A 25,659-nucleotide genomic window follows, 5' to 3' on the forward strand; every position below is an offset into this window, starting at 1 on the left:
ATTATTAAAAGCGGTTGTATTTGTAATAGGATTTGTATTATTAATGGCATTTGTTTCCGTTAAAAAGTAGGTAATTGTAGGACTTGGGTTTTCGGCTGAAATTAAAGGATTAGCATCTTCTAAATTAAAGTTTACAAAACCATCAATATCATCATCACATTGTAATAATGACACAGGAGATGTAACAGAAGGAGAATTTAAAATTGTGACATCTGTTGAAATAATATTTGTACTTGTACCAACGGTTATTGCTGCACTTATAGTGTAATTTCCTCCAGATGAAAATATATGAGTAGGATTTAAAACAGTAGAAGTATTATTCACTCCTGAAGCTGGATCTCCAAAATCCCAAACAACGCTTGTTGGTGGAGCAGTGGAATTAATTGTAAATTCTGTAGCATCACCAAAACAATATTTTTTTGAAGAAATGGATGATAAAAAGAATGACTGTATAAAAGGAGGTAAGCCTTCTACAACTTTTCTGTTTGGATTTCCATTACTAACATCAATAGCATTGTGTACATAATTACAACTAGCCCCGTTACTCTCTGGGTTATTTATAACTCCTAAAAAAAAGGTTCCTGTTTGGCTGGTAGTACTTATGGATAACGCTCTATATATTTTTCCGTCAATTGCTAATTGCAATCCTCCCCGAGTATTTATATTTGAAGAGTGTATAAGTATTCTAGAAGCAGAAATATTGGCACTAGCCATATTGAACTGATATAATTTACCAGGAGGCTTGTGAGTATTTCCTGATAATTGACTTGTAGTAACATATAATTTTTGACTTTGCATTGAAAATTCAACGCCATAAGGGATGTCATTAGCAGTATCAAAATTTAATTGAGTTTCGTTTGATACTGAACCAGTAGCAGGATTGAAATCATAAATTTTCATAGATGCTCCAGTTCCAAAATTTGCACAAGCAATTTTTTTCCCATCAGGAGATATTTTTAGATAACCTCTAGAATCAGGAGCATTAGAAACGTTTGAAATTATTGGAGTTGTATTCACTCCAGTTGCATCAACTCGCCAAGCTAAAAATCTATTTTGTATAAATGAAATTACCCAAAATGAATTGCTATCTGCGTGTTTTACAGCGGTTATTTTTTCGTAGGCTTGTGCAACTAACGTTAAATTCTTTTGAGACGGAATTATATCTCCCAATCCACCATTTAAAGTTAAATCTACAGTTGAAAACCGTATTCCATTGGTTGATAAAGGAGATATGGCATTTCTGTCATCTACTGTAAAAATATAATATTGATTTAAATTTCCTGGTTTTGGTACTATTATGGCAGATTGTGTACTTGACGCATTTCCAAGCAATCCTGCTCCATTTGGCATTACCAAATGGTTTTTATTCCAAACAGTTACACCATCTGTATAAAATAGTAGATTTCCTAAATAATCACTTATTGTTGCGCAACCTTCAAAGGTATTTAATTGGCCATTTGTTAAAACAATAGGAGCACCGGAATTAAAATCTAACCCAGCATATTGACCAAAGTACCAAATTGCAGCTTCTTTTTGCGAAAATGATACAATAGGAAATAGAACTAACAAAAAAAACACTACTCTTTTCATAATTTAGAGAGGCTTCTTGTTATAAAGATAGTATATATCTGTTTATTAAAAAGTTATATTGTGTTAAAACTTATCGAATTAAACTAAAATGCCCTTTTCTAATTCTAATTTCGCCATTATTATCTATTAGTTCAACTGAAAACCAATAATCGGTTGCAGGTAAATAATTTCCGTTAAAAATACCATTCCAACCTTCACCTTTGGGGTCAATTTGAGTAATTAGTTTACCATATCTATTAAAAATGTAGATATTTGAGTTGACATAAAATTTATCAGAAACTCCTAAAATTTTCCAAGTATCATTTATGCCATCATTATTAGGTGTAAAAAACTTTGGATAACCTATAACCGAAACTTCAATTTTTGCAACACCACAATTGTTATTGTCTTTAATATATACTGTGTGAATTCCCGGTTCAACATTTTCAAAATAAGGTTCTGGTTGAAAATTTCCGATATTATTTATAGCAAATTCATAATCACCTATACCTAAATTTTCTGTTGAAATTGTGACGCTATTATTATCTGAATCATCTACAATTTTAATATCATTATAAGTAATTGTTGCAATTTCAGATTCAAAAACTTCTAGTATTTTTTTGAAAGATTCACATCCTTCATTTGATGTAGCAATAACAGTATACGTACCTTTTTCACTAATTTGTACACTTGGTAAAGTACTAATAATTTGCCCATTTTGGTTTTTCCATTCATAAGTATATTGTCCGTTTGCATTAAATGTAGCGACTGTAATTGGTGGTAGATTTTTGCAATAAATGGCTGTTTCAGGAATGTTAAAATTGGGTCTAGGATTTACTATTAAATTTAAATAAGGTCCTAATCCAAAACATTCGCCATTATCTTCACTTTCAACTCTAACATAAAGGGTTTGATTGTATGGGGTTTCATTTAAATAAGGTTGTGATACAGAGATAATATTTTGTTCTAATTGTGCGTCTTTTAAATTTCTGTAATATGAAACTTGTAGATTTTGACCAGTAGGAAATAATTTTTTGATTTCTTCAGATTGAAGAGAAAGGTTAAATAAATTTTTTCCATCAGAAATAGCATCATCATCACATTGAATTACTTTTTTAAGATAATTTTTTGGAAATGAGGTTGAAGAAACTAATAAATTTACTTGAGCAATTCTAAAACAACCTTGTGAGTTTTCAATTCGGGCAAAAACTTTATTTTGAGTTGCGTTTGAGAAAGGAGCCTTAATAACTGCATTTGTACCTAATACAGCATCATTATTAGTTAAATGATAGGTTATTTTTAAATTTAAATTATTATTTGAAAGGTAATTATTTGTTTCATTTAAATTAAAATCGGTATAGCCATCAGCCATACCATCTTCATCACATTGTTTTAAAGTAAAATTTGAATTTATTATAGGTAATGCATTTACTTCTATATTAAATGATGTAGTTGTGCTACAATTTGGATTGTTTTTATTGGTTATTTTTATATAAATAGGCTGAATGTTAATTGTGGTATTTTTAAATGAAGTTGGATTTGTTATTGGATTGTTATATGCTGCATCAGAAAAATAAGCGATAGTAAATTTTGTTGGATCTTGTCCGTTAAGTATTTCTGAATTTTTTGTTGTTAAATTAAAAATTTCAAAACCATCAATTTCGGTTCCTGTATTGTTAGAATCACATTGCGATAAATTAGTGATGTTAACTGGTGGGTACGAAGTTTCAAATATACTCAGATTAAATGTTGTGATTTGGTAACATAATGGACTATTTATATTTTGTATTCTTGCATAAATAGTTTCACTTCCATATGCGGTTTTGTTAGTATATAAATTGGATAATTGATTTTGATTTAGATTGGCATCAGTTTGAGTATTAAAATACAAAACTTCAAAACCTGAAGCACTTTGCGCACTTAAAATTTGTGGACTAGTAATTGTATTAAAATCTATAGTATAAAAACCATCATTAACACCATCAGCATCACATTGTAAAATATTTGCAGGTTTATACATTGTTGGTTTTGCAAAAACTTCAATAGTTACTTCACCTTTGTATATAATTTTAAAACCACAATTATCAACAGTTTCAGCTTCTAAATAATAAACTCCTGCCATAGAGGCGCTTAAATTATTAATATTTAAAGTGGCATTAGTACTTATAACATTTCCTTTAAATATCCATTTATAAATTACATTTCCAGAGATGTTTTCTGAAGCAAGTTTATAACTTTCACCTAAACATCTTTTTGCAACGGTTTTATTTAGGTTTTCTGTAGTTATTCCATCGGTAATTTCAATTGGTAATAATATTGATGAAATAAAAGGAGGTAAACCTTGCATTGCATAACTTTTAGAACCTAGGTCTAATGCTTTTTCTTGATAATCACAATTTAAGCCCAGTTTTTCAGGAGAATTAATAGCATCAAGATAATTTGTTCCTGTATTATAATCTAGAGGAACTGTAGCATATATTTTTCCATTTGGTGCTAATTGTAAGGCTCCTCTGTAACCTGGTTGTTTGTTAATTAATTTTTTGGAAGCTATAATATTTGAACTTTCTAAATCGAACTGATAAAGTCTATTAGTATTTGAACTATACGTTGAACAATATAGTTTTGTGGATAAAGGCGAAAATTCAACACCATAAACGTGACCATCAGCAGCCACATTAGATATTAGTTGTAATCCATCATTGTTAATTTTTCCAGTAGCATCATCAAAACTGTACAATAAAAAATTTCCATATGCTCCAAAAGTTGCACTGGCTAATTTTTTTCCGCTTGGTGACACTTTTAAGTAGCCTCTTGGATCTTGCGAATAATTATTTACGGTTGAAATGATTGGTGTTGATATTAAACCTGTACTATCAATCTTGTAGGTTACAAAAGTATTATTAACTAATGATATTACCCAATAAGAATTACAATTAGCACCTTTTACAGAAGTAATTTTTTCAGTCCAATTTGCATTTTGTCCGTTTGATAAATCAATTGGAGCTCCTATAACATCGCCCAAACCGCCGTTTGCAGTCATATCAATGGTATAACATTGAAGTCCTTCTGTAGCACTTATTAAATTTCCATCCATATCATAATTATTTGCACCAACTGTAAAAAGATAATAGATGTTGTTTTTTCCAGGATGCGGAACAATAATAGCAGATTGTGTACTTGAAGGATCGCCTTTTAAATTTTTTCCATTAGGCATTACATTGCTATTTTTATCCCAAACGGTAATACCATCTGAATAAAAAAGAAGGTTTCCATTTTTATCGGAAAAAGATGAGCAACCTTCGTTAGTATTTAATTTTCCGGTTATTGGAACTGGATTTCCTGAGTTAAAATTAATCCCTGCATTTTTTCCAAAATACCAAAAATTTGCTTCGCCTTGAGAAAATATTGTACTAGAAATTAAAAGTAAAAAAAGGAAAAGTAATTTTTTCATATATTTAAAACACTAAAGATTTCAAATATATAAATATATGCTTAAACGTTTGTTAATAATGGTTATAAATCTCTTTTTTTAAGTAGTAAAAAGGAAAAATAAATAAATGCGCTTGTCCAAAGTAAAACAATTAAAATATCTAACGGTTGTACAGAGAAGTCTTTAGATAAATCTTCTCCAACTTGTTTAGCAACACTTTTAACAGCACTAAAGCGTGTAAATGGTTCTTTAATTAGGTTACTCATAGCTTCTAAAGGAAAAACGCGCATAATATCTTCGGCATTTGGTTTTATTTTCCAATAAAGCATTCCCTTTACAAAGCTTTCAAAAATAAACCAAACAAACATTGCGCCTACTGCAAATGCCGATCGTTTTACTAATATTCCAAGAAAAAGTCCAAAAGAAAAGAATCCTAAAAGTTTTACAAAAAAAGCGATTAGATATTCTAAATCAGTAGTTACTATAGAAAATTCGTTAAAATCTGAATATATATATCCTAAAATAAGTGAAACAGTAAATACAAAAACAGTTGAAATAAGTGAAAATAAAATTACTGTGTAAAATTTTGACAGGATGAATTCTTTTTTGCTTAAACCATCAATTAAATTCTGTTTTAATGTTTTATTGCTGTATTCATTTGCCATCATTGATACAATAACCAACAGTAAAAAGAATTTAAACCAAGAAGCTAAAAACGTATTTAAGTGCCAAATATATGGGAAATTAAAAATGCCTTGTTCAGCTAAATGAAATTTTATAGGACCAATATCAAATTTTATAGCTGCTATTAAAGCAATTGAAGTTAATAATGCAAAATAAATGATAATTAAAACTTTACTTGCTTTGCTATATTTTAATTTATGAATTTCAATATTTAAAAGTCTAAACATTATAATTTGTTGTTGGTTAATGTTAAAAATTGTTGTTCTAAACTAGGTTTGCGTTTTACCAAATGTGATAAAATAACACCATTTTTAAATAAATAGTTGTTAATCTCTTTTGCGTTTATTGCTTTGCTTAATGTTGCAATAATTTTATCATCTTCTATTTTTACAGTGCCAATTCCTTCAAAATTAGATAGTAATTCTACTAATTTAGAAGTTTCTCCATCAACTTTTAGTTCAAACAAACCGTAAGAAGCTATCATTTCATCAACGCTTCCAGAGTACAATTTTACACCTTCTCTAATAACAACTACGTGTGTGCAAACTTTTTCAACTTCATCTAATAAATGCGATGCTAATAAAATAGTTGTTCCGTTGTGCGCTATTGTTTTTATAATTTCTCTAATTTCATGAATTCCTTGCGGATCTAAACCATTAGTTGGTTCATCTAAAATTAAAATTTCAGGATCATTTAAAAGCGCTGAAGCAATTGCTAAACGTTGCTTCATTCCTAAAGAATACGTGCTAAATTTGCTGTCTTTTCGTTGAAATAAGTTTACTAATTTTAGTTTTTCCTCAATTTTATCAAATGTAATTCCTTTAATTTTACAAACCAACTCTAGGTTTTGAACTGCAGTCATATACGGATAAAAATTTGGTCGTTCAATAATGGCTCCTACTTTTTTTAATGCATTATGTGTAGATAAATTACCATCAAACCAACTAAAATTTCCTGAGGTTTTATTTACAACATTTAGTATAATTCCTAGCGTTGTAGATTTTCCGCTACCGTTTGGACCTAAAATACCATAAACATTTCCTTTTTTAATTTCAAAAGATAAATTGTTTACTGCATGAATGTTTCCAAACTTTTTATTAAGGTTATTTATTGTTAAGATTGTTTCCAATAGATTTTTGTTTAGTATAAATTAAGACGAGTTTTATTTAAAATTGTTACAGCAATATACTAAATTTGAGCCTTACAAGATTATTATATGGAAGAACAAAAATTAATTTCTCAAAAAAAACCAGCATTTCCAATCAATCAACAATTATATGATTATTTAACGGAATATAATAGAAATATTAAAATTCCTGTTTTTTATGATGATTTATTACGATTTGCAGGAGCCATAAATGTATATGATAAAAATGGTGAAGATACGTTGTGGATTCGAGTTTATTATGCTGAACATGAGCGTGATGAAATTGATTTAAGTTTAAAACGTATGTACTTAATTTTGCATGGTGATGGAAGTGAAGACTCTTTACCTTTTTTAACTGTAGATGCTATTGATTACTGTACTTTTGGAAATTCTAAACCGTTTAGAATTAAAGTTAGAAATATTTTAAACGATAATCATACGTATTTATATATTAAAAAAGCCGATGCATCAAGAGTGTATGGTTTGGAGTTAGAACATATTTTATCGCCAAATAATATTAACTTTTTGGTTTATAAAGATACTTTAATTGAAGAACATGTGTTAGGTATTCCTGGTGATCAATTTTTAGCAGAAAATTTAAAAACTGTTTCAGTTAGAGGAAAAAAACGTTTATCAAAAGAATTTGTGAAATTTAATGAGCGATGTATGATTCGTTTGTTGGGCGATATGCGTTCTTATAATTATGTAATTGTAGCTTCGTATGATTTTGACCAAGTTGAATACAGAATTAGAGCTATGGATTTTGACCAACAAAGTTTTGAAGGTAACTTAAAAGTTTATTTTCCACAATTTTTTAAAGAAAATTATCCGTTTGTAAAAATGGTGGAAGAAAATTTACAAAAAGAGTCTATTGAGCAATATAAAAGGGAAGAACGTTCAGCAATTGCAAGAAGAATTAGAGGTTCGCAAGAAAGAGTTAACGATTTGCTGGCTTGTATGTTGCATGACAAAATTTCTACTCCAGAAAAAATTCATCAGTTAAAAATGGATTTAGTAAAATATACCAATGATAAAGACTTTAAAAAATGTACCTCAATGGGCGAAATTTTAAAAGTTGCTTTTGCTTTTGTGGTTAGAAATTATGAAAATGTAAACACTTATATAATAAGATAGTTTAATTAAAATTTTTAAACAATTTGTGTATAGATTTAATAATTATCAAAATCTATGTCATCAATATTTTCTAAATCATCGCTATCTAAAAAATTATCAAAGTCGTCATACATTTTGTCTGCTTTAAACTCTTTTTCAGGAGCTTTTTCAGGAGGAAAACCAAATGATAGGGTAATTTTAGGTAAGTCTTTTTCTTTTTTTGTGGTTATTTCAGAAAGTTCTACAAAAAATGTCCACATAGAAAAGAAATCATACACATAAATTAATTTATCACCTACTTTAGTTAACACATGATTTAATAAGCAATTACTCATTGAAATTTCTGTATCATCTTCAGACATGTCAAATAAAGGAATTTCATCACCTTGTTCCCATTCATTATTACTTCTGTAAAAAGAAGCCATTTCTTGTCCGTTAAAGCCAAAAGATTTCGCAATAAAAAAATGTAAATCCTCTAAATTAGTTGCCTCATTTACAAGGAAATCTCTAAATACATCTTTTTCAACATCTAATATTACTCTAATTTTATAAGCCATTGTTTTTATATATATGATTTACAAATGTACTATATAAAGTTATAATTCTTATTTTTACAATCCAAGAATTTTTATATGACTGAAAAGGAAACCAAATTACAAGCACTTAATGATATGTGTAAAAACACCTTAAATGAAACATTACAAATTACATATACAGATTTGGGTGAAGATTATTTAGTAGCTACAATGCCAGTTAATGAGCGCGTTTACCAGCCAGACGGTATTTTAAACGGTGGCGCAACAATGGCTTTAGCAGAAACTGTTGGAAGTCCAACATCTATGTTAGCTATTGATTTAAACAAGTTTAGTGTTCGCGGAATTGAATTTTCTGCCAATCATTTACGAAGTGTAAAGCATGGAAATATTACCGCAACTGGAAAAATAATTCACAAAGGAAAAACCATTCATTTAGTTGAAATTAAAATTGTAGATGATAGAGGTAGAGTAATTTCGTTATGTAAACTAACAAATTACATTTTGGCTAAATAAAATAATTTAAAACTGAAATAAGTTCCATTGCAAACTGAAATTACATCTTTTTTTAATAAAATAACAGCTATATATAAAGCTCAAAAACCATTTGTTGTTTATAGAAAACCAAATGAAGAACTTGTGTCTTTAATAGTTCAAAACAATACAAAATTATATGAGTTAGAAGATTATAATCAGCAAGGTTTTGTATTTATGCCATTTTATGATAATGGTAGAAAGGTGCTTTTTCCGGCTAAAGAATGTAGCACATTTCAAACAAAAATTACGCAATACGATACGCTTTTAACTAAAAATAGTGTTGTAAAAATTACCAATGATAATAATTTTAATAAAGCAAAAGAAGATCACATAAATTTAGTTGAAAAAGCATTAAAATTTATTAAAGAAGGAAAGTCTCAAAAAATTGTTTTATCAAGAAAAGAAATTATAGAATTTTCTCATTTTAATATGGTAAATACGTATAAAAAAATGTTGAAAAATTATATAAATGCTTATGTTTACATATGGTTTCATCCACAAGTTGGACTTTGGATGGGCGCTACTCCTGAACGCTTGCTAAATATAAAAAACAACCATTTTAAAACAATGGCTTTGGCTGGAACACAACCTTTTGTAAATACAACTGATGTTGTTTGGAAGGATAAAGAACTACAAGAACAGCAGTTTGTTACAGATTTTATTATCAATAACATAAAAAACAGTGTTGATATAAAGGAAATTAATGGGCCTTATACCATAAAAGCTGGTAGTTTATTGCATTTACGTACCGATATTTCTGGTGAATTAATTCATTTAAATATGTTAAAAGATTTAGTAACAGCTTTGCATCCAACACCTGCAGTTTGTGGATTGCCAAAAAATACTGCACAACAATTTATTTTAGAAAATGAAAGTTATTTAAGAACATACTATTCAGGTTTTTTAGGTGAGTTGAATATGCATAATTCTTCACAATTATTTGTAAACTTAAGATGTATGCAAATTATAAATAATTGTGCCGAAATATTTGTTGGTGGAGGTATAACAAATGAAAGTGTGCCTGAAAAAGAGTTTGAAGAAACAGTTTCAAAAAGCCAAATAATGAAAAATATATTATAAAAAAGAAACACCAAGCTTTAAGTTTTTTATAACAATTTTATTTTTACACATTTAGTGGGGGATAATATGTAAAACAGATTCTAGCAATTCGTTCCCAAAAGCGCTACCTAAACCTCGGTGTAATCTTTACCCAAAATTAACTTAATTTAAATGTGAAAACTTTTTAAATCGTAAAAAATAAGTACTAAATCGTAAAAATTACGGTATGCGTTTTTTAAATTTTGAAGGAGTACAATTTTCTGATATTTTAAATATTCTAATAAAGGAATTAAGTGATCCAAACCCCGAAAGTTCACTTATTTCTGCAATAGGAATTTCAGGTGTTTTGTGCAATAATTTTTTAGCTTCGTTAACTCTAAACTCATTTACATATTGGTTAAAATTACAACCAATATTATCATTTATTACCTTTGAAATATAAGACCTGTTTGTTCCTATTTCTTTAGCAACATCCCATATATTTAAGTGCGGGTTTAACCAAGGTTTTTCTTTTGTAAAATATAGCTTTAAATTTTTTTCAATTTCATTTAAATCATTTAAATGAATTTCTTCAATATCTAAAGAATTATTTTCAATATCTTCAGTAGTTGGTACTTGAATTAAACCAATAATAGTTAAAATTAAATATAATATTGTAAATAGTAAACACACATAAAATAATAAAATTCCATTTGTATTTAAAGGTGTTCGTCCAATTAAAGTAACATAAAATCCTGGAATGGACATAAATAAAATAAAGGAAATTGTTACTATATAAAATAGGCGAGTTTGGTACACATCTAAATTAGAAAATGAATTGTCTATACTTGATTTTACTCTTAAAATAAAACGAATAGTTAAAAAGTTATAAATTACAATTTGTAATAAATGAAATGCTCTACTACCTTTATATAAATATGCTAAAATTTTAGAATTTATATCGGTTAATTCACTATTGTATAAATTATTATTCATATAAATTAAATAACTTTCCCAGCTAGATAAACTTGAAGCTAATAACATTAAAATACCTATTAATAGCGCTGGAGTAAAGTGATAGATCCAATTTACAGGTGCAATTTTGAAATTAAATGCACTATAAATATATAAGTAATACAATGGGTAAAATGCTAATAATGAAGCTAAAAAGATAAAATCAAAATATTTAAAAGCTCTCCAATATTCATTGAATGATAAAAAATGGCCCACAAATAAAATAAAACTATTGAAAAAGAATAGTCCTAAAAAAAAACGATTTTTATATTTTTTGCTTGATGTTGAAATAAGTGTAATTGCACTAAATAAATTAACAAATAAAGTAGATAATATGGCAATTATTTTAATCAAAACAGCTATTTTGTTGAGTAATATTGAACGAAATATACTATTTCTTTATAAAAAATTGTATGATAATTATCAATATCATATCTTATAAAAAAAGGCGAAAATTCTAAATTTAGTTTATGTAACTTTGCAAATTAATTTTAATATTTAATGCCTCAATTTCCAAAAAACGAACTCGCCCAAATTGTATTAGCTTCTTGTTTAGCTAATGCTATTGAGCACGTGGTAATTTCACCTGGATCTAGAAATGCACCGCTAACTATAGGATTTTCAAACCATCCATCAATTAAAACATATAGTATTGTTGATGAGCGTTGTGCTGCCTTTTTTGCTGTTGGAATGGCACAACAATTGAAAAAAACTGTTGCAATTGTTTGTACTTCGGGCTCTGCATTGTTAAATTATTATCCTGCAATTTCTGAAGCTTTTTACAGCAATATTCCGTTGTTAATTATTTCTGCCGATAGACCAAAACATTTAATTGATATTGGTGATGGACAAACTATTAGACAAGAAAATGTTTTTCAAAATCACATTTTAACATCAGTTAATTTAACAGAAAATTATACCGATATAAATGTTATAAAAAATATTATTAATAATGCAATTAATAAAGTAAAATTAGAAAAAGGTCCTGTACATATAAATGTTCCTTTTGACGAACCTTTGTATGAAACATCAGAAGATTTATTAGTTGTTGATGCTGTAATTGAAACAAAACAAAAAGAATTTATTGATACTAATACATTAGATGCTTTTTCAGCTAGTTGGAATGTAGCTTCAAAAAAAATGATTTTAGTTGGAGAGCATTTTCCTAATGATGAGCTACAAAAACAGTTAGAATTTTTTGTTGATGATCCTTCGGTTTTAATTTTAATTGAAAATACGGCGAATGTTTCGCATCCAAAATTTATAAATAGTATTGATAAATTAATTTTTCCATTAGAAGATAATGAGTTGGAATTTTTTCAACCGGATATTTTATTGACTTTGGGAGGTTTAATTGTGTCAAAAAAAATTAAACAGCATTTAAGAAAATTTCAACCAAAACAACATTGGCATATTGATGCTAAAAGAGCATTCGACACTTTTTTATGTTTAAAATACCATTTTAAAGTAAGTCCAAATTACTTTTTTAGTCAATTTATATTAAAAGTTTCAGCTGTTGAAAGTAATTATCAGCAATTTTGGTTGACAAAAAAAGCAGGAAGATTATTAAAACATAAAAGCTTTATTGAAAATTGTGAGTATTCCGATTTAAAAGTTTTTGATACCTTGTTGAAATCAATACCAAATGAAACCCAACTTCAATTAAGTAATAGTTCAGTAATACGTTATTCTCAATTGTTTGATATTCATAAATCAATAAAAGTTTTTTGTAATAGAGGAACAAGTGGTATTGATGGAAGTACCAGTACGGCAATTGGTGCTGCATGTGCAGTTGAAGGAAATACTGTTTTTATAACTGGAGATATTAGTTTTTTTTATGATAGTAACGCATTGTGGAACAAATATATTCCAACAAATTTTAAAATAATAGTAATAAATAATGGTGGTGGAGGTATATTTCGATTTATTCCTGGACCACAAAAATCGAATGCTTTAGATTATTTTGAAACGCCTCATAATTTAACCGCTGAGCATTTGTGTAAAATGTATAATTTAGAGTATTTTTCGGCGTGTAATTCTGATAGTTTAAACAAAGAGCTTACAAAGTTTTATAAAAATTCTGAAAAGCCAAAATTGTTAGAAATTTTTACGCCAAGAGAAGAAAATGACAAAATATTAAAAGCATATTTCAATAATTTAAAAGAATAAAAAAATGGATTTAAAAGTAGGTGATAAAGTAGATTTACTTGTAGTTAGAAATACAGGAATAGGATTTACAGTTTTGGTAGATGGAGCATATGAAGGGTTACTTTATAAAAACGAATTGTATCAAAAAATTGAAGAAGGTCAAAACTTAGTTGGCTATGTTAAAAAAATTCGTGATGACGAAAAAATTGATGTAAGTCTTCAAGCAGTTGGTTTTAAACAAACCATTGTTAAAAATGAAATTATTATTTTAAATGCCTTAAAAAAGCAAGACGGTTTTATTGGGTTAAACGATAAAAGTTCACCCGATGAAATTAAATATCAATTAAATATGAGTAAAAAGGCTTTTAAAAATGCCGTTGGAGGCTTATTTAAGCAAAAACTTATTACTATTGAAGATGATGGAATAAAGCTAGTTCAATAAAAAAAACCACCTAATTAGGTGATTTTTTTATTATATTTTTAAATCCTTTTTTAAAGCTTCATTTAAAGCCTTTTTATTTACCATTACAGAGATAGTTTTTAGTTTAAAGAAAGGTTTGCTCATATATACATAACCTTCGTTTCCAATTCTATCACTATTAGCTCCCCAAGAGTTTTTAACTTTATAATATTCATTATTGTTCTGATCTTTTACCAAACCTACAATATGCATTAAATGATCATCAGTAGTGTTGTAATTTTCAAATTCTTGTTGTCTAAATTCTGGAGATATTTCACTTTCTTCAACAATATAAGTTAAACATTTTTCTTGATCATCTAATTTTTTTGGAACAATTGCAACACCGTATTTTGATGAAAATGTTTTTTCAGAAACATCGCAATCCAGCGCTAACGTATAGCCATTTTTTAAAGCATCGTCTGTAGCTTCAACCAATTGATTTAAGGTGATGTTATAAAAAAGTCCGTTTGAAAAATTATCAGGGATATTTAAAATAAATTGAGAATTAAATGGTTGATGTAAAAATGACGTTAAAGTAACATAGTTTGACGGATCAAATTTAGTCATTTCTAAAAAAGTTTTTGGAGTATAAGTAATACCATTATAATTGAAATTTTCAGGTTTTTTACCCAATTTTAAATCTAAAATTGAATCAACAGAAATTTTCCAATTTGGATATTTAGAGTTTTTGTCATTTTTAATATAATCATCTAAAATTACTTGAATTTCAGGAACAATTTTAGAATGATTGTGTGACGTTGCATTTGACATTAATCCTGTGTATGCGCTTTCGGGAACCAATCCATGTAATTTTACAGAATTTAAAACATCATGAGCTAAACCGCCTTCACTAAATTGAATTTTACCTTGGCGCATTACATAATTCCATGCTTTTACAGGATATGTTTCTCGTACATTGTACATTTCTGAAATATCTATCATTTCACCTGTATTTTTGTAAATTTCAGATTCAATAAAAGAGGATGCTGAAAAACTCCAGCAAGTACCTGTATTTCCTTGATTTTTAATTGCCGAAGCTTCAATATCAATAATTGGTACAAAGTGATATTTTTGTTGGGTAGGAATATTTACTTCAACTACTGTGTCTTCTTGCGAATACAATGTGGTTGTTAGTAGTATTGAAATTAAAAATAATACTAGTTGTTTCATATATAAGTATTTAAATTAAAGTTTATTGTTTATTTTCTTCATTTTCAGTTTCTGAATCATCAATTATACCGTCTCTTTTGTTTAAAACACGTTCAATATTTTCATAATAACCATCAGCGTTAGGATCGCCTTCGGGTAATTTCATATAACCATTTTTGTAATATTTTAAAGCTAATTTGTATTTTTTTCCGGTTTCATAATACCTACCAATATAGTAGTCTCCAATAGGTGAATCTTTGTATAATTTGTTAATCATTTCACCAAAGTTTTTTAAATAATCACCATTTTCTTTATCTAAAATTATGGATTCTATTGCAAAAATATCTTTTTGTCTTAATTTTAAATTGCTTCCAAATAAATATTCTATTTCAACATATTTATTTTCTAAATAAGCAATTGCATCGGCTGGAGACAAATTTTTAATATTATTTTCAAATTCATCGGTTGATATGGGAGAATATAATTCAAAAATGGATGCTAATGCACTTGGTATAGATTGCCCTATGGTTGCTGTTGTATTATTGTTAAATGCTTCGTATTTATATTTGAATTTTGGATTTTGAACACTGTCTAATAATGCTTTTGTTTCATTAATTTTTGTTTGTATGTTTTCTGAATTATTTTTACCGTTAGATAGGTAGTAATAAATATTCTCATCTTTTAAACTCAGAGTTTTTTGATGAAGCAACAAAGGCATGTCTATTGCATAATACGGATTTATATTGATAAAAGCATTAAAGCTTGGGTACTCTTCAATTAAAAAATAATTAATAAAATTAGCAGTTAATGTTGTGCCAACAATGGTTTTAAATGGCGAAACTCTATAATTTTCTTCTAAATATTGAAAAAGTTCACCGCTAATAAATCTATAAAAACTGGCGCCTTCTTCTGTAGGTAAACTATTTTCTTTTTGGTAGGAGCAATCTCTATATCTTTCATCATTATAATTTTGATTAATTCCAACAATTATTTGTTCTGGAGCTTCATCTTTATTAGCAAATAAAATAGCATTACCAACATATACATCAAATAAATATTCGGCATCTAAAACAATTGCAACTGGATATAATTTAGAGGTTTCAGTTTGATAACTTGGAGGGACATAAATTTTTATATACCGATCATTATTTAATTCCATAGAATTAAATTTTTTCACCTTAATATCTTGAGAACTTGAAATAAGTGAAAAGTTTACTAAAAAAACAACTAAAAATATTTTTTTCATTTGTATAATTTTTTAAAATCCGAAACCTAAACCAAATTTAACATAAGCACCATCTTTACTATTAAATATTGATAAATTTAAATTTAACATGTCTGCGCCTGTTAGCCACAATCCTCCGCCATAGGCTGTTTTCCAATCATTTGAATTTTCATTTTTTAACCAAACTCTTCCATAATCAAAACCAGTAAATATACCAAATTGCATTGGAACTAATTCGGTTTTAACATTTCTTAAGTTAAAGCGAATGTCTGAATTTTGGTAAAAGGATGAGTTTCCAGTAAATCTTTGATTTCTAAAACCTCTTAAGCCATCTATTCCACCGATTGTTGCTGCATTATAAAACTCAAAAGTATCACCAAATATTATATTTCCTTTAAACTTTGTAGCGAAGACAATTTTTCCATTACTTATTATTTTATAATTAATGCCAAGTGAAGGGCTAAAGAAACCATTATTTTCAGTGTTTTTTTCAATGTTTTGTTTCCAGCCGGCTTCTAAACTAAAGTTCATTCCCAAGGTTGGAAATGCTTTATTATCATAATTTTCATAGCTATAAAATGTGTGAATTCCAGTATAGGTTTTTCTTTTTTCTTGCTTATAATTTATAGCATTTATATATCTGTTTGCAGTGTTTTCTACTTCAATACTTTCAAATAAAGGACCAATTTTAAATTCTGAACCAAGTCTTCCTTTCCATTTTAAAAAAGGGTTTACTGCATAAGTACTTATTTTTACACGGTGATAATTATCGTTAAATTCATTTTCAAAATTTTGGGTTTCGTTTCCGAAATTATAAAAGTTGATACTATAATTTGGACTGGTAAATTTTGTTTCAACTAATAAGTTCCAATTTCTAAAAATGTTTGCATATTCTGCATTGTAAGAAATATCGTAACCCTTATTAGAAAAATAATACGACGCATTTATTGTGTGTTGTTGTGTAAATGGATTTCGTTCAAATCCAAAAACCGTATACGTATTTATAATTCCAACTCTAAAACCATCATCTGGATTAGAGCCTATAGAAGGCATAATTTGATTTTGGTTATATTTTAATTTTTTATAATTATAAACATTGGTTTTATAGTTATTTGTTAATTTTGTTTTTACATGTAAATTATTAAATGTATTTTTCTTTGTTTTATAATCATAAATGGTAACTCTCTTTTTGTTTTCAATGTTATAGATGTCGTTGTTTTGACCACCAATAATTCTTATTGGAATTATATTGTTTTTTACGCCAGTTACTTTAAAAACATCTTTATCATCCAAACCATATATCCAAATTTCGGAAGTTTCTTCTTTTGAATATATTTTTTGAAAAAATTTAGTGCCTTTTTCATTATTTTTTATGTTATAAATTTTTACTAGGGTTTTTCCATTTATAAGGCGTTCAATTTCAAACAAATTGTCTTTATCATTTCCTTTTACAACAGCATATTTAGCTAAATGTTTGTAATATATTTTTGCTATTTTAGGTAAATTTTTTAATCTGCCCAGCAATTTCTTTTTAATATCAAAAATTGTTTTGTCATGAACTTCGGTTGGGAAATTTTTAAAAGCTTCATCAACTATTTCTGGTGTAATATTTTGTTGAATAAATTTTACTTGTTTATTCCAAGATGCAAAATCGGCCTTATTTATCAGCGCCATATCTAGCGGATAAGGTTCTAAGTTAAACCATTTTACATTTCTTATATCTTCATTAAAAACTTGCATAAGTTTAAGCGCAGGAATGGCACGCGTTAAAAATCCTAAAATTAAGCCATCATTTTTAGAAAATGCTTGATCTCTATCTCTTGGCACAGGCTTATAAGTTGTTTTGTTACCATTTTTAAATGTTGCCCAACGCCATTGATCTTCATGTCTGTCCCAATCACCAATAAGCATGTCAAATAAACGAGCTCTAATGTAAGCATCTTCATCCACTAAAAAATCGTCTGATTTTCTAAGGTTTTTTAATAAATCATCAGTTCCAATTAATTCTTTTGAATATCCAAAACTTTTAATGTTATGATTGTCTGATGCATGTTCTTCAATCATATATAATTCGTCTCCAAATTCATTATTAAAATTACTTAAAGCATTTTGTTTAGGTACATAATACAATGTTGGGTTTGTATGGAACAAATTAATTGCATCTGCTAATTTTCCAATGGTAAAAGGTGCGTAAGGGTGCGAAGTTGTGTAGATATCTAACAATAAATCTTCAGTATAAGTATTTTCAAATTGACCTTCTATATATTGATTTTTAAAAGCAACAGCTTGTAGGTACTGTGTGGCGCTTTTTTTTAAAGCTCTCATTACAAATTGTCTACCGTTTTTGTCTTCTAATCGCAGTGATTTAGATTGATGTCCACCTCCAGTTTTTATGGGTTTTAATCCACCAAAAAGTGTATCTAATAAAACAGTTGGAGCAGTAACTTTTGTTCCGTAATACTTTCTGTAATGTTTGCCCCACAAACTTAAATAAATGCTTCCTTTTGAAATTTCTTTTGTTGAATAAATTGATGCTGTTTCAGTTTTTGGAAAATTTACAGGAAAATTTACTATTTCTTTATCTTTTTTTGAAGTGTATATTTCTTTTTTAAAAAGCAATATTTTTTTTTCTTTTGCTTCAGTGTAAAAATAAACATCTGTAGCTCCATTTTTATATAGAACTACTTTCGCATATCCCAAACCTCCATACGAAAATTCACTACCATTAATAACACGTGCAGCAGCAGTTTTAGAGCCAGAACCACTTATAATTTGTGGAATGTTGTTTTGCACAATATATTGTAAATTATGTTCATGGCCTGAAATAAAAATTACTTTTTCTGCTTTTTGTGCAAGAGTAACAATTCTATTTTTTAATTCTAAATACAAGCTATTGTTTAAATCTTGAACAGAAATTCCACTAGTAGTTCTAAAAATATTGGCAAGTGTTCCTATAATTGGTAAAGGAAAATTATTATTTACAGGATAAAGTTGCGATTTAAATGAAAATTGTCCACCATGCGATCCATTGCTAAAAAGTGGATGATGCATTGCTACTATGGTAGTTTTTAATTCATTCTTTTTTATTAAACTTTCAAATTCATCAAAAAAAAGTTCTCGTGTTTTAATATCACAATTATCGTTCATTGTTGGGTTTTTGTCCCAATTTTCTAAGTACCACTGGGAGTCTATTATTATTAAAACAAGGTCATCCGAAATGTCAATTTTTTTAATAGGACAACCATCTTTTGGGAAAAATGAATCTTTACCTAACCTATCGGTAATATAATCCTGTTCTCTTTTTAATCCTTTTATACCTTGGTTGTAATAGTCATGATTTCCAGGGATAAAAATGGTTTTACCCTTAAAATTTTCAACTAAATTTATTTGAGCATTTAACCTATGTTCTGAAATTTTTCTTGTTGGATGTGATTTTTTAGGCAATCCTTTTTCATATAAATTATCACCTAAAAATAAAAGAGTTGCATTTTTATCAACAGAAGAAAGTTCATTTTTTAATAAATTAAAATGCGTTAAATTTTCATTTAAATTTGCATTTCCGGCATCGCCAATTGCATAAAAAGTATGTGCTATTTCTAAGTTTTTTTCATTTTCAAGAAGTGTTGCATCCCATTTTTTTTCATTTTTATACTGTGCTTTATAAGAAGCGCAGCTAACTAAAAACATGAGCACAATTGAATATGAAAATAGATAAATTGAAGAAGTTCGCATTAATCAATGTTTTTTGAAAGGTAAAAATACATATTTTTATGTACTTTTGAGTTGAATTATATTTTGCTAAAATGTTAGAAAATGATTTTTTTAAAGGTGTAGAAACTTTTATTTTTAATTTATTTAAAAATGAATTACCACCTCAAGTTGTTTATCATAATTTTGAACATACAAATCAGGTTGTAAAACACACATTTGAAATTGGTACTGCTGAAGGTGTTTCAGATGAAGACATAGAAATATTATTATTAGCCGCTTGGTTTCATGATATTGGATTTGTTCATGGTTATGAAAAACATGAAGAAAAAAGTAAAGAAATTGCTGAAAACTATTTACATAAATTAGGGTATAATTCGCATAAAATTGAAAAAGTAACAACATTAATTTGTGTTACTAAAATGCCACAAAAACCTACAAATAAATTAGAAGAAATTATTTGTGATGCAGATTTGTACCATTTAGGAACAGAAAGCTTTGTTGAAAAATCAAATTTACTACGATCAGAGTGGGAGATGTTATGCAATAAGCATTTAACTGATATTGAATTTTTAACCACAAACGAAACATTTTTAAAATCTCATAAATACTTTACTAATTATGCGTTTTCTAAATTAACTGCACAAAAAACATTAAATTGGTTAAAAATTGAAAAAGATTTAAAAAAAGCGAAACTTAAAGAAGAAGAACTTACTGTAAAAAGTAAGCAAAAAAAAGCGGAACTAAAGCGTAAAATAGATAAAGCTGAACGTCCAGAACGAGGTATTGAAACAATGTACCGAGTTACGTTAAAAAATCATATAAAACTTAGTGATATTGCTGATACTAAAGCAAATATATTGCTTTCTGTTAGTGCAATAATATTGTCAATTGCACTTTCTACATTATTTCCAAAGTTAGACAAAGCAGATAATTATTATTTAATTTATCCTACCTTATTCTTTTTGTTTGTTACTGTTATTACCATGATTTTTTCAATTTTATCTACTCGACCAAAAGTTACCTCTGGAAAGTTTACAAAAGAAGATGTGGTTAATAAAAAGGTTAATTTATTATTTTTTGGAAACTTTCATAAAATGCCACTTGATGAATTTCAAGAAGGAATGAGTGTGCTTATGAATGATCGAGAATATTTGTACAAATCATTAATGAAAGATTTGTATTTTTTAGGTATAGTTTTAGAAAAAAAATATAGGCTATTGAGAATAGCCTATAATATTTTTATGGTTGGTATAATAATTTCAGTTATAGCATTTGTTATTGCGTTTGAAATGATGAAAAATGAAGGTTTTACAGCAGGTTTAATTTAAGTTTGTTACAGTGTTCATAATTTCTTCAAAAGTAATTTTATTTTCATGTTTAATTTGATAGTTAACCTGAACCCTAATTGCTTTTAGTCCCGAAATTCCTTGTAAATCTTCAACATCTACTTTTTCAATTGTATTTAATAAGTACTTTTTTGATTGTAAATACTTTATATATTTCATGTATTCCATTGCTTCTTTATTTTGACTATAAACAATGGCTATTTTACCGGGTTGAGTTAATCGTTGGTTGGTGTTTTTAATGTGCGCCTTATCTATTCTTTTTTTTATAATTTCATATCTAATATTATATGCACCATCAACATCAAAACGTTTTTCATCCATTCTAAATTTAATGGCTAAAGGATTGCTGTGTACCAAAATTAAGGAAGCAACTTGTAATGGGTGCGAAAGTTTATTTTTTAAATTATTTGCTAAATTTTCAACCTCGCACATCATTTGTAATTGCCATAACCTTAGATTGTACAAATAAATTTTATTGTATGTATGGTTTTTTACTAACGATTGCCCTATGTACATATTGTAATCTATACCATCGGTTTTGTACCGTTCAAAATAATGCGGAAACATATTTTGAGCTTCCACTTGTTTATGGTCTATAAAACTTGCTAATTCTTCATTTAGAATGGTTACGCTATCTTCATATTTTTTACGTTTGTCATATACTACTAAAAGTTTTTCATCTATTTGTAGCATATAATTTGCAATATCTTCTTTTAATGACTCGTCAACAGTTTTTAAATGATTGAAAACTGGATAAATATCTTTGTTTAAAAAATCGGTAAGCATTACTTCATCACCAGAATTTAAACCATTTTTAATATTTTTTAAACATGTTTCAATTCTAAAAAGTAAATCGCTATAAATAGGTAAATTGTATATGTGATTTGCTTTTTTTATAATATTTCCGGCTAATTTTAATTGCTTAACCAAATCATTTTGAATGGCGTTATTTCTGGCAATGGAGGAGCCTTTTATATCTGTTTGCCCATACAATGGTACTACATTTTCAAAAGTTATGTTTTTAAGATTATGTATGTTAGACGAACTATCTTCTATATTAAATATATATTCTTCAGCTTCTTCATAAAATTTCCATTTAACTGTTGGGTGTAATGATGTGTAGTTTTCTTGAATTATAGATTCTAGTTTGGTTTCATATTCTTCCATGAAACGTCTTATTGCAATTTTAAATACAGGAATTACGTCTTTTAATTTATATGCATTAATTGAGTTTAGTTCGTATTTGTTTACAGAAACTAACTCCATAATTCCAAAAAAATCTTCTTTTAATTTTATTGGCACTAAAATTAAACTTTGAATATTTTGATTTTTTAAGGATGTATATAAGCCATTGTAGTTGGTTGATTCTCCATATTTTTCAATATCAGAAATGGCTAGTAGTTCATTGTCTTTGAAAACTTTACTAACAATTCCTTTGCAAAAGAAATCGTTAACTTTGCAATCAGATTTGTTATTTAATAAAAAACTTTTTTTCTCTTTTTGATTTGAAAAAGTGATGCCTTCTTTGCTGAAAGAATATGTTGAAAAACCAAATTGAATGGCTGTTGAGCCAAATAGTTTAGAAATGCTATGTTCTAATTCTTCAAACCCTTTTTCATCTTTTCGCAATAAATTTTCCTTTAATGTTGAAATTGATTGATCCTGTGTTACATCAAACAAATTCATCATTCCAAACCCTGTAAATTGATAGCTGTTTGGTGGAAATTTTTCTTTCCAAATATCAATATTGTTAAAATTATCTAACAATAATTTTACATCATCGTCGGTAATTTTTGGTGCTGATTTTAATGGGTAAACTTTAAAAAAATCACCATTTATCATGGTTCTGTAATGTTTTGTAATTCCAGTATTTTTATCAGGAATATCAAAAAAGAAAGGTCTTCTAAAATCAATATTTACATTATAACAATAAGATAAAATAAATGTACAGCTTAAAATGTACATATTGGATTCATCAAAATTTCTTAATTTAAAACTGTAGTCTTCTCCTGCATCTTCAATAATTTGTTGAAATCGTTTAGATAGTTTAAATGTTGTAAATTCAAAAGGAATTGTAGCGGCTTTTATTTCATTATCTTGTAATAAATCTGGGAATAAAATTGATAATAATTTATTAATTTCTTTTTTAAATTTTTCAAGTAAATTTAAATCTTCAAAGCCTTGTTTAAGTTCAGGGAATTGTTTGTATTCTTCTAATAAATTTATAGCCGTTAACTGTAAATAGTGATTTTCATCTAAAGAAATTTTTTCTAAATAATCAAAAACCGCTTCAAAACTAATTTTTAGTTTTAGAGGTAATTCAGCATTATCGTTATAATTAGTGAGTAAAATTCTCATTCAATAATTTAAAAAGTTAGTTTAAATGATTTGTCGTTATTGTAAATGCAAAATTACTAATTTAAATAATAATAAATTATTTTAGTTACAATTGTAACATACGTTAAGATTTAAATATATAGTTTTTTTTACCGTTTAAATCCTTTATTTTTACCATCTAAATTTAATTAAAATGAATCAAATAAACTGGAAAACTGTAAAAGAGTTTGAAGACATTACGTATAAAAAATGTAATGGTGTTGCCAGAATAGCTTTTAACAGACCAAATGTTAGAAACGCATTTAGACCAAAAACTACCAAAGAATTATATGAAGCTTTTTATGATGCAGGTGAAGATACCTCAATAGGTGTTGTTTTGTTATCTGCCGAAGGACCATCAACAAAAGATGGTGTGTATTCTTTCTGTAGTGGAGGCGACCAAAAAGCGCGTGGTCACCAGGGCTATGTTGGTGATGATGGCTACCATCGTTTAAATATTTTAGAAGTGCAACGTTTAATTCGTTTTATGCCAAAAGCTGTAATTGCAGTAGTGCCAGGTTGGGCAGTTGGTGGCGGACATAGTTTGCACGTAGTTTGTGATTTAACTTTGGCAAGTAAAGAACACGCAATTTTTAAACAAACCGATGCCGATGTAACTAGTTTTGATGGCGGTTACGGATCTGCTTATTTAGCTAAAATGGTTGGGCAAAAAAAAGCACGTGAAATATTTTTCTTAGGAAGAAATTATAACGCACAAGAAGCTTTTGAAATGGGAATGGTAAACGCTGTTATACCACATGACGAGTTGGAAAATACAGCTTATGAATGGGCACAAGAAATTTTAGCAAAATCACCAACATCTATAAAAATGTTAAAGTTTGCAATGAATTTAACAGATGACGGAATGGTTGGACAACAAGTTTTTGCAGGTGAAGCAACTCGTTTAGCTTATATGACAGATGAAGCAAAAGAAGGAAGGAATGCTTTTTTAGAAAAGCGCAAACCAAACTTCGAGAAAAAATGGATTCCATAATAATCAATAATTAGAATGATTTATGAAAATAATTTGCATTGGTCGTAATTACACCAAACACATTGAAGAATTACAAAACGAAAAGCCAACAGAACCTGTCATATTTTTAAAACCAGATTCAGCAATTTTAGCAAAAAATCAACCTTTTTTTATACCGCCTTTTTCAAATGACATTCATTATGAAGTTGAAGTTTTGGTAAAAATAAATAAAGTAGGTAAATATATTGATGAAAAATTTGCCCATAAATATTATGATGAAATTGGTTTAGGAATTGATTTTACAGCTAGAGATTTACAAAATAAATTAAAAGATAAAGGATTACCATGGGAAAAATCTAAAGCTTTTGATGGAAGTGCTGTAATTGGAGAGTTTTATCCAAAAGATCAATTGGGAGATTTATTAGATTTAAATTTTACACTTCAAAGAAATGAAGAAATTGTTCAAAATGGAAATTCAAAATTTATGCTATGGAAAATTGATGAATTAATAGCATACGTTTCTCAGTTTTTTACCTTAAAAAAAGGCGACATTATTTTTACTGGAACACCAGAAGGTGTTGGTAAAGTTACAGAAAGTGATGTGCTAATTGGAACAGTTTGTGATCAAAAGGCCTTTGAAATTAAAATTAAATAATAAAAAAACCGCCAAACTTAAGTTTGGCGGTTTTTTTATTAAAATGTAAATAATATTGGCCTTGGTATGTTTGGCTCTTCTTTTCTGTGCTCTTTTAAGATGTTGTAACCAAAGTGAGTTTTCACTAAATCTTTAAAATTATATTGTAATCGAGGAAATTCTTTCAATAACTTATCAAAAGTTTTAGCTGTAGAATTTTTCATAAAATGACCTGTAATTTCAGTATAAGCCTTTGTTAAAGTATAATTAAATTTGTTGCTATTTAAAGCGTTTTTAAAATAATTTTCTTTAATCTCACAGTTTTTAATAATAGCAGTTTCCAACCCGTATTTATTAATTAATATCCACGCCATTCTTAAAAGAACTTCGTGGGTAAATAAACTCGGATCTAAAGAACAATTCTCAATTTGTTTTAAGAGTTCTTTATCGCTCATTTCGTTAGTAGTAATCATAGCGTATAGGGTTTTAGCTTTTTCTTATTTACAAGATGTAATTTTTGCCTAAAGGTTGCGTTGTAATTTGTACTTTTGTTACAAAATTTTATAAAATAA

At 27.7% G+C, this 25,659-nt stretch carries 19 protein-coding genes; 8 read left to right on the top strand and 11 right to left on the bottom strand.

The window, feature by feature from the left end; all coding sequences use genetic code 11:
• The 4 genes from BM335_RS15605 to BM335_RS00355 form a co-directional block, all read right to left on the bottom strand.
• Positions 1 to 1,590, bottom strand: a 1,590-nt coding sequence (locus BM335_RS15605) for a PKD domain-containing protein (protein WP_245780581.1), incomplete at its 3' end; no start/stop codon positions are given.
• A gap of 70 nt (positions 1,591 to 1,660) precedes the next feature.
• Positions 1,661 to 5,020 carry a T9SS type B sorting domain-containing protein gene (locus BM335_RS00345; RefSeq protein WP_090221787.1) on the bottom strand — a complete coding sequence of 1,120 codons (3,360 nt, stop codon included), beginning with the start codon at positions 5,018 to 5,020 and terminating at the stop codon, positions 1,661 to 1,663.
• Positions 5,021 to 5,082: 62 nt separating this feature from the next.
• Positions 5,083 to 5,910: an ABC transporter permease gene (locus BM335_RS00350; RefSeq protein ID WP_090221789.1), complete on the bottom strand. Its 828-nt coding sequence runs from the start codon at positions 5,908 to 5,910 to the stop codon at positions 5,083 to 5,085.
• On the bottom strand, positions 5,910 to 6,812 hold the full coding sequence (locus BM335_RS00355) for an ABC transporter ATP-binding protein (protein ID WP_090221791.1): 903 nt from the start codon (positions 6,810 to 6,812) through the stop codon (positions 5,910 to 5,912). The genes BM335_RS00350 and BM335_RS00355 overlap by 1 nt, the downstream gene beginning before the upstream one ends.
• 87 nt (positions 6,813 to 6,899) lie before the next feature.
• On the opposite strand from BM335_RS00355, the gene BM335_RS00360 reads away from it, so the two are divergent.
• Entirely contained in the window at positions 6,900 to 7,964 is a 1,065-nt protein-coding gene (locus tag BM335_RS00360) for a hypothetical protein (RefSeq protein WP_090221794.1), read from the top strand.
• A gap of 35 nt (positions 7,965 to 7,999) precedes the next feature.
• Here the strand turns inward: BM335_RS00360 and BM335_RS00365 are convergent, their stop codons facing one another.
• The gene (locus BM335_RS00365) at positions 8,000 to 8,500 is read right to left on the bottom strand and encodes an IS1096 element passenger TnpR family protein (protein ID WP_090221796.1); all 501 of its coding nucleotides are present in this window, start codon (positions 8,498 to 8,500) and stop codon (positions 8,000 to 8,002) included.
• Between the two features lie 75 nt (positions 8,501 to 8,575).
• Between BM335_RS00365 and BM335_RS00370 the strand changes: the two genes are divergently transcribed.
• A complete protein-coding gene (locus tag BM335_RS00370; protein WP_090221798.1) occupies positions 8,576 to 8,992 on the top strand; it encodes a PaaI family thioesterase in 417 nt (138 codons plus the stop codon).
• Positions 8,993 to 9,019: 27 nt separating this feature from the next.
• Positions 9,020 to 10,093: a chorismate-binding protein gene (locus tag BM335_RS00375; RefSeq protein ID WP_245780582.1), complete on the top strand. Its 1,074-nt coding sequence runs from the start codon at positions 9,020 to 9,022 to the stop codon at positions 10,091 to 10,093.
• A gap of 198 nt (positions 10,094 to 10,291) precedes the next feature.
• Here the strand turns inward: BM335_RS00375 and BM335_RS00380 are convergent, their stop codons facing one another.
• Positions 10,292 to 11,419 (bottom strand): AraC family transcriptional regulator, encoded by a 1,128-nt coding sequence (locus BM335_RS00380; RefSeq protein ID WP_143102357.1) that lies wholly within the window; start codon positions 11,417 to 11,419, stop codon positions 10,292 to 10,294.
• Positions 11,420 to 11,566: 147 nt separating this feature from the next.
• Between BM335_RS00380 and menD the strand changes: the two genes are divergently transcribed.
• Both menD and BM335_RS00395 read left to right on the top strand, forming a co-directional pair.
• Positions 11,567 to 13,234: a 2-succinyl-5-enolpyruvyl-6-hydroxy-3-cyclohexene-1-carboxylic-acid synthase gene (gene menD, locus BM335_RS00390; RefSeq protein ID WP_090221806.1), complete on the top strand. Its 1,668-nt coding sequence runs from the start codon at positions 11,567 to 11,569 to the stop codon at positions 13,232 to 13,234.
• 4 nt (positions 13,235 to 13,238) lie between these two features.
• Positions 13,239 to 13,655: a S1 RNA-binding domain-containing protein gene (locus tag BM335_RS00395; RefSeq protein WP_090221808.1), complete on the top strand. Its 417-nt coding sequence runs from the start codon at positions 13,239 to 13,241 to the stop codon at positions 13,653 to 13,655.
• 30 nt (positions 13,656 to 13,685) lie between these two features.
• Here the strand turns inward: BM335_RS00395 and BM335_RS00400 are convergent, their stop codons facing one another.
• The 3 genes from BM335_RS00400 to BM335_RS00410 are packed head-to-tail and all read right to left on the bottom strand — an operon-like array spanning position 13,686 to position 19,779.
• Positions 13,686 to 14,843, bottom strand: a complete 1,158-nt coding sequence (locus tag BM335_RS00400) for a C1 family peptidase (protein ID WP_090221810.1) — start codon at positions 14,841 to 14,843, stop codon at positions 13,686 to 13,688.
• A 22-nt stretch (positions 14,844 to 14,865) separates the two neighbouring features.
• Positions 14,866 to 16,068: an alpha/beta hydrolase gene (locus BM335_RS00405; protein ID WP_090221813.1), complete on the bottom strand. Its 1,203-nt coding sequence runs from the start codon at positions 16,066 to 16,068 to the stop codon at positions 14,866 to 14,868.
• A 12-nt stretch (positions 16,069 to 16,080) separates the two neighbouring features.
• Entirely contained in the window at positions 16,081 to 19,779 is a 3,699-nt protein-coding gene (locus BM335_RS00410; protein ID WP_245780583.1) for a metallophosphoesterase, read from the bottom strand.
• Between the two features lie 71 nt (positions 19,780 to 19,850).
• On the opposite strand from BM335_RS00410, the gene BM335_RS00415 reads away from it, so the two are divergent.
• A complete protein-coding gene (locus BM335_RS00415) occupies positions 19,851 to 21,086 on the top strand; it encodes a Pycsar system effector family protein (protein WP_090221818.1) in 1,236 nt (411 codons plus the stop codon).
• Here the strand turns inward: BM335_RS00415 and BM335_RS00420 are convergent.
• On the bottom strand, positions 21,078 to 23,462 hold the full coding sequence (locus BM335_RS00420) for a GAF domain-containing protein (protein ID WP_090221821.1): 2,385 nt from the start codon (positions 23,460 to 23,462) through the stop codon (positions 21,078 to 21,080). The two genes, BM335_RS00415 and BM335_RS00420, sit on opposite strands and share 9 nt — an antisense overlap.
• A gap of 172 nt (positions 23,463 to 23,634) precedes the next feature.
• On the opposite strand from BM335_RS00420, the gene BM335_RS00425 reads away from it, so the two are divergent.
• Positions 23,635 to 24,474: a 1,4-dihydroxy-2-naphthoyl-CoA synthase gene (locus BM335_RS00425; protein ID WP_090221823.1), complete on the top strand. Its 840-nt coding sequence runs from the start codon at positions 23,635 to 23,637 to the stop codon at positions 24,472 to 24,474.
• A gap of 22 nt (positions 24,475 to 24,496) precedes the next feature.
• Entirely contained in the window at positions 24,497 to 25,108 is a 612-nt protein-coding gene (locus BM335_RS00430) for a fumarylacetoacetate hydrolase family protein (RefSeq protein ID WP_090221825.1), read from the top strand.
• Positions 25,109 to 25,146: 38 nt separating this feature from the next.
• On the opposite strand, the gene BM335_RS00435 is transcribed toward BM335_RS00430, so the two are convergent.
• Positions 25,147 to 25,560, bottom strand: coding sequence for a hypothetical protein (locus tag BM335_RS00435; RefSeq protein WP_090221827.1), 414 nt, complete (start codon positions 25,558 to 25,560; stop codon positions 25,147 to 25,149).
• Positions 25,561 to 25,659 lie beyond the last annotated feature (99 nt).

The organism is Lutibacter maritimus (genome assembly GCF_900116115.1).
Classification (GTDB): Bacteria; Bacteroidota; Bacteroidia; order Flavobacteriales; family Flavobacteriaceae; genus Lutibacter; species Lutibacter maritimus.

Excerpts from the sequence above, each read along its gene's own strand:
- BM335_RS00345 (WP_090221787.1), bottom strand. The coding sequence starts at position 5,020 with ATGAAAAAATTACTTTTCCTTTTTTTACTTTTAATTTCTAGTACAATA.
- BM335_RS00350 (WP_090221789.1), bottom strand. The coding sequence starts at position 5,910 with ATGTTTAGACTTTTAAATATTGAAATTCATAAATTAAAATATAGCAAA.
- BM335_RS00360 (WP_090221794.1), top strand. The coding sequence starts at position 6,900 with ATGGAAGAACAAAAATTAATTTCTCAAAAAAAACCAGCATTTCCAATC.
- BM335_RS00365 (WP_090221796.1), bottom strand. The coding sequence starts at position 8,500 with ATGGCTTATAAAATTAGAGTAATATTAGATGTTGAAAAAGATGTATTT.
- BM335_RS00370 (WP_090221798.1), top strand. The coding sequence starts at position 8,576 with ATGACTGAAAAGGAAACCAAATTACAAGCACTTAATGATATGTGTAAA.
- menD (WP_090221806.1), top strand. The coding sequence starts at position 11,567 with ATGCCTCAATTTCCAAAAAACGAACTCGCCCAAATTGTATTAGCTTCT.
- BM335_RS00395 (WP_090221808.1), top strand. The coding sequence starts at position 13,239 with ATGGATTTAAAAGTAGGTGATAAAGTAGATTTACTTGTAGTTAGAAAT.
- BM335_RS00400 (WP_090221810.1), bottom strand. The coding sequence starts at position 14,843 with ATGAAACAACTAGTATTATTTTTAATTTCAATACTACTAACAACCACA.
- BM335_RS00405 (WP_090221813.1), bottom strand. The coding sequence starts at position 16,068 with ATGAAAAAAATATTTTTAGTTGTTTTTTTAGTAAACTTTTCACTTATT.
- BM335_RS00410 (WP_245780583.1), bottom strand. The coding sequence starts at position 19,779 with ATGCGAACTTCTTCAATTTATCTATTTTCATATTCAATTGTGCTCATG.
- BM335_RS00415 (WP_090221818.1), top strand. The coding sequence starts at position 19,851 with ATGTTAGAAAATGATTTTTTTAAAGGTGTAGAAACTTTTATTTTTAAT.
- BM335_RS00420 (WP_090221821.1), bottom strand. The coding sequence starts at position 23,462 with ATGAGAATTTTACTCACTAATTATAACGATAATGCTGAATTACCTCTA.
- BM335_RS00425 (WP_090221823.1), top strand. The coding sequence starts at position 23,635 with ATGAATCAAATAAACTGGAAAACTGTAAAAGAGTTTGAAGACATTACG.
- BM335_RS00430 (WP_090221825.1), top strand. The coding sequence starts at position 24,497 with ATGAAAATAATTTGCATTGGTCGTAATTACACCAAACACATTGAAGAA.
- BM335_RS00435 (WP_090221827.1), bottom strand. The coding sequence starts at position 25,560 with ATGATTACTACTAACGAAATGAGCGATAAAGAACTCTTAAAACAAATT.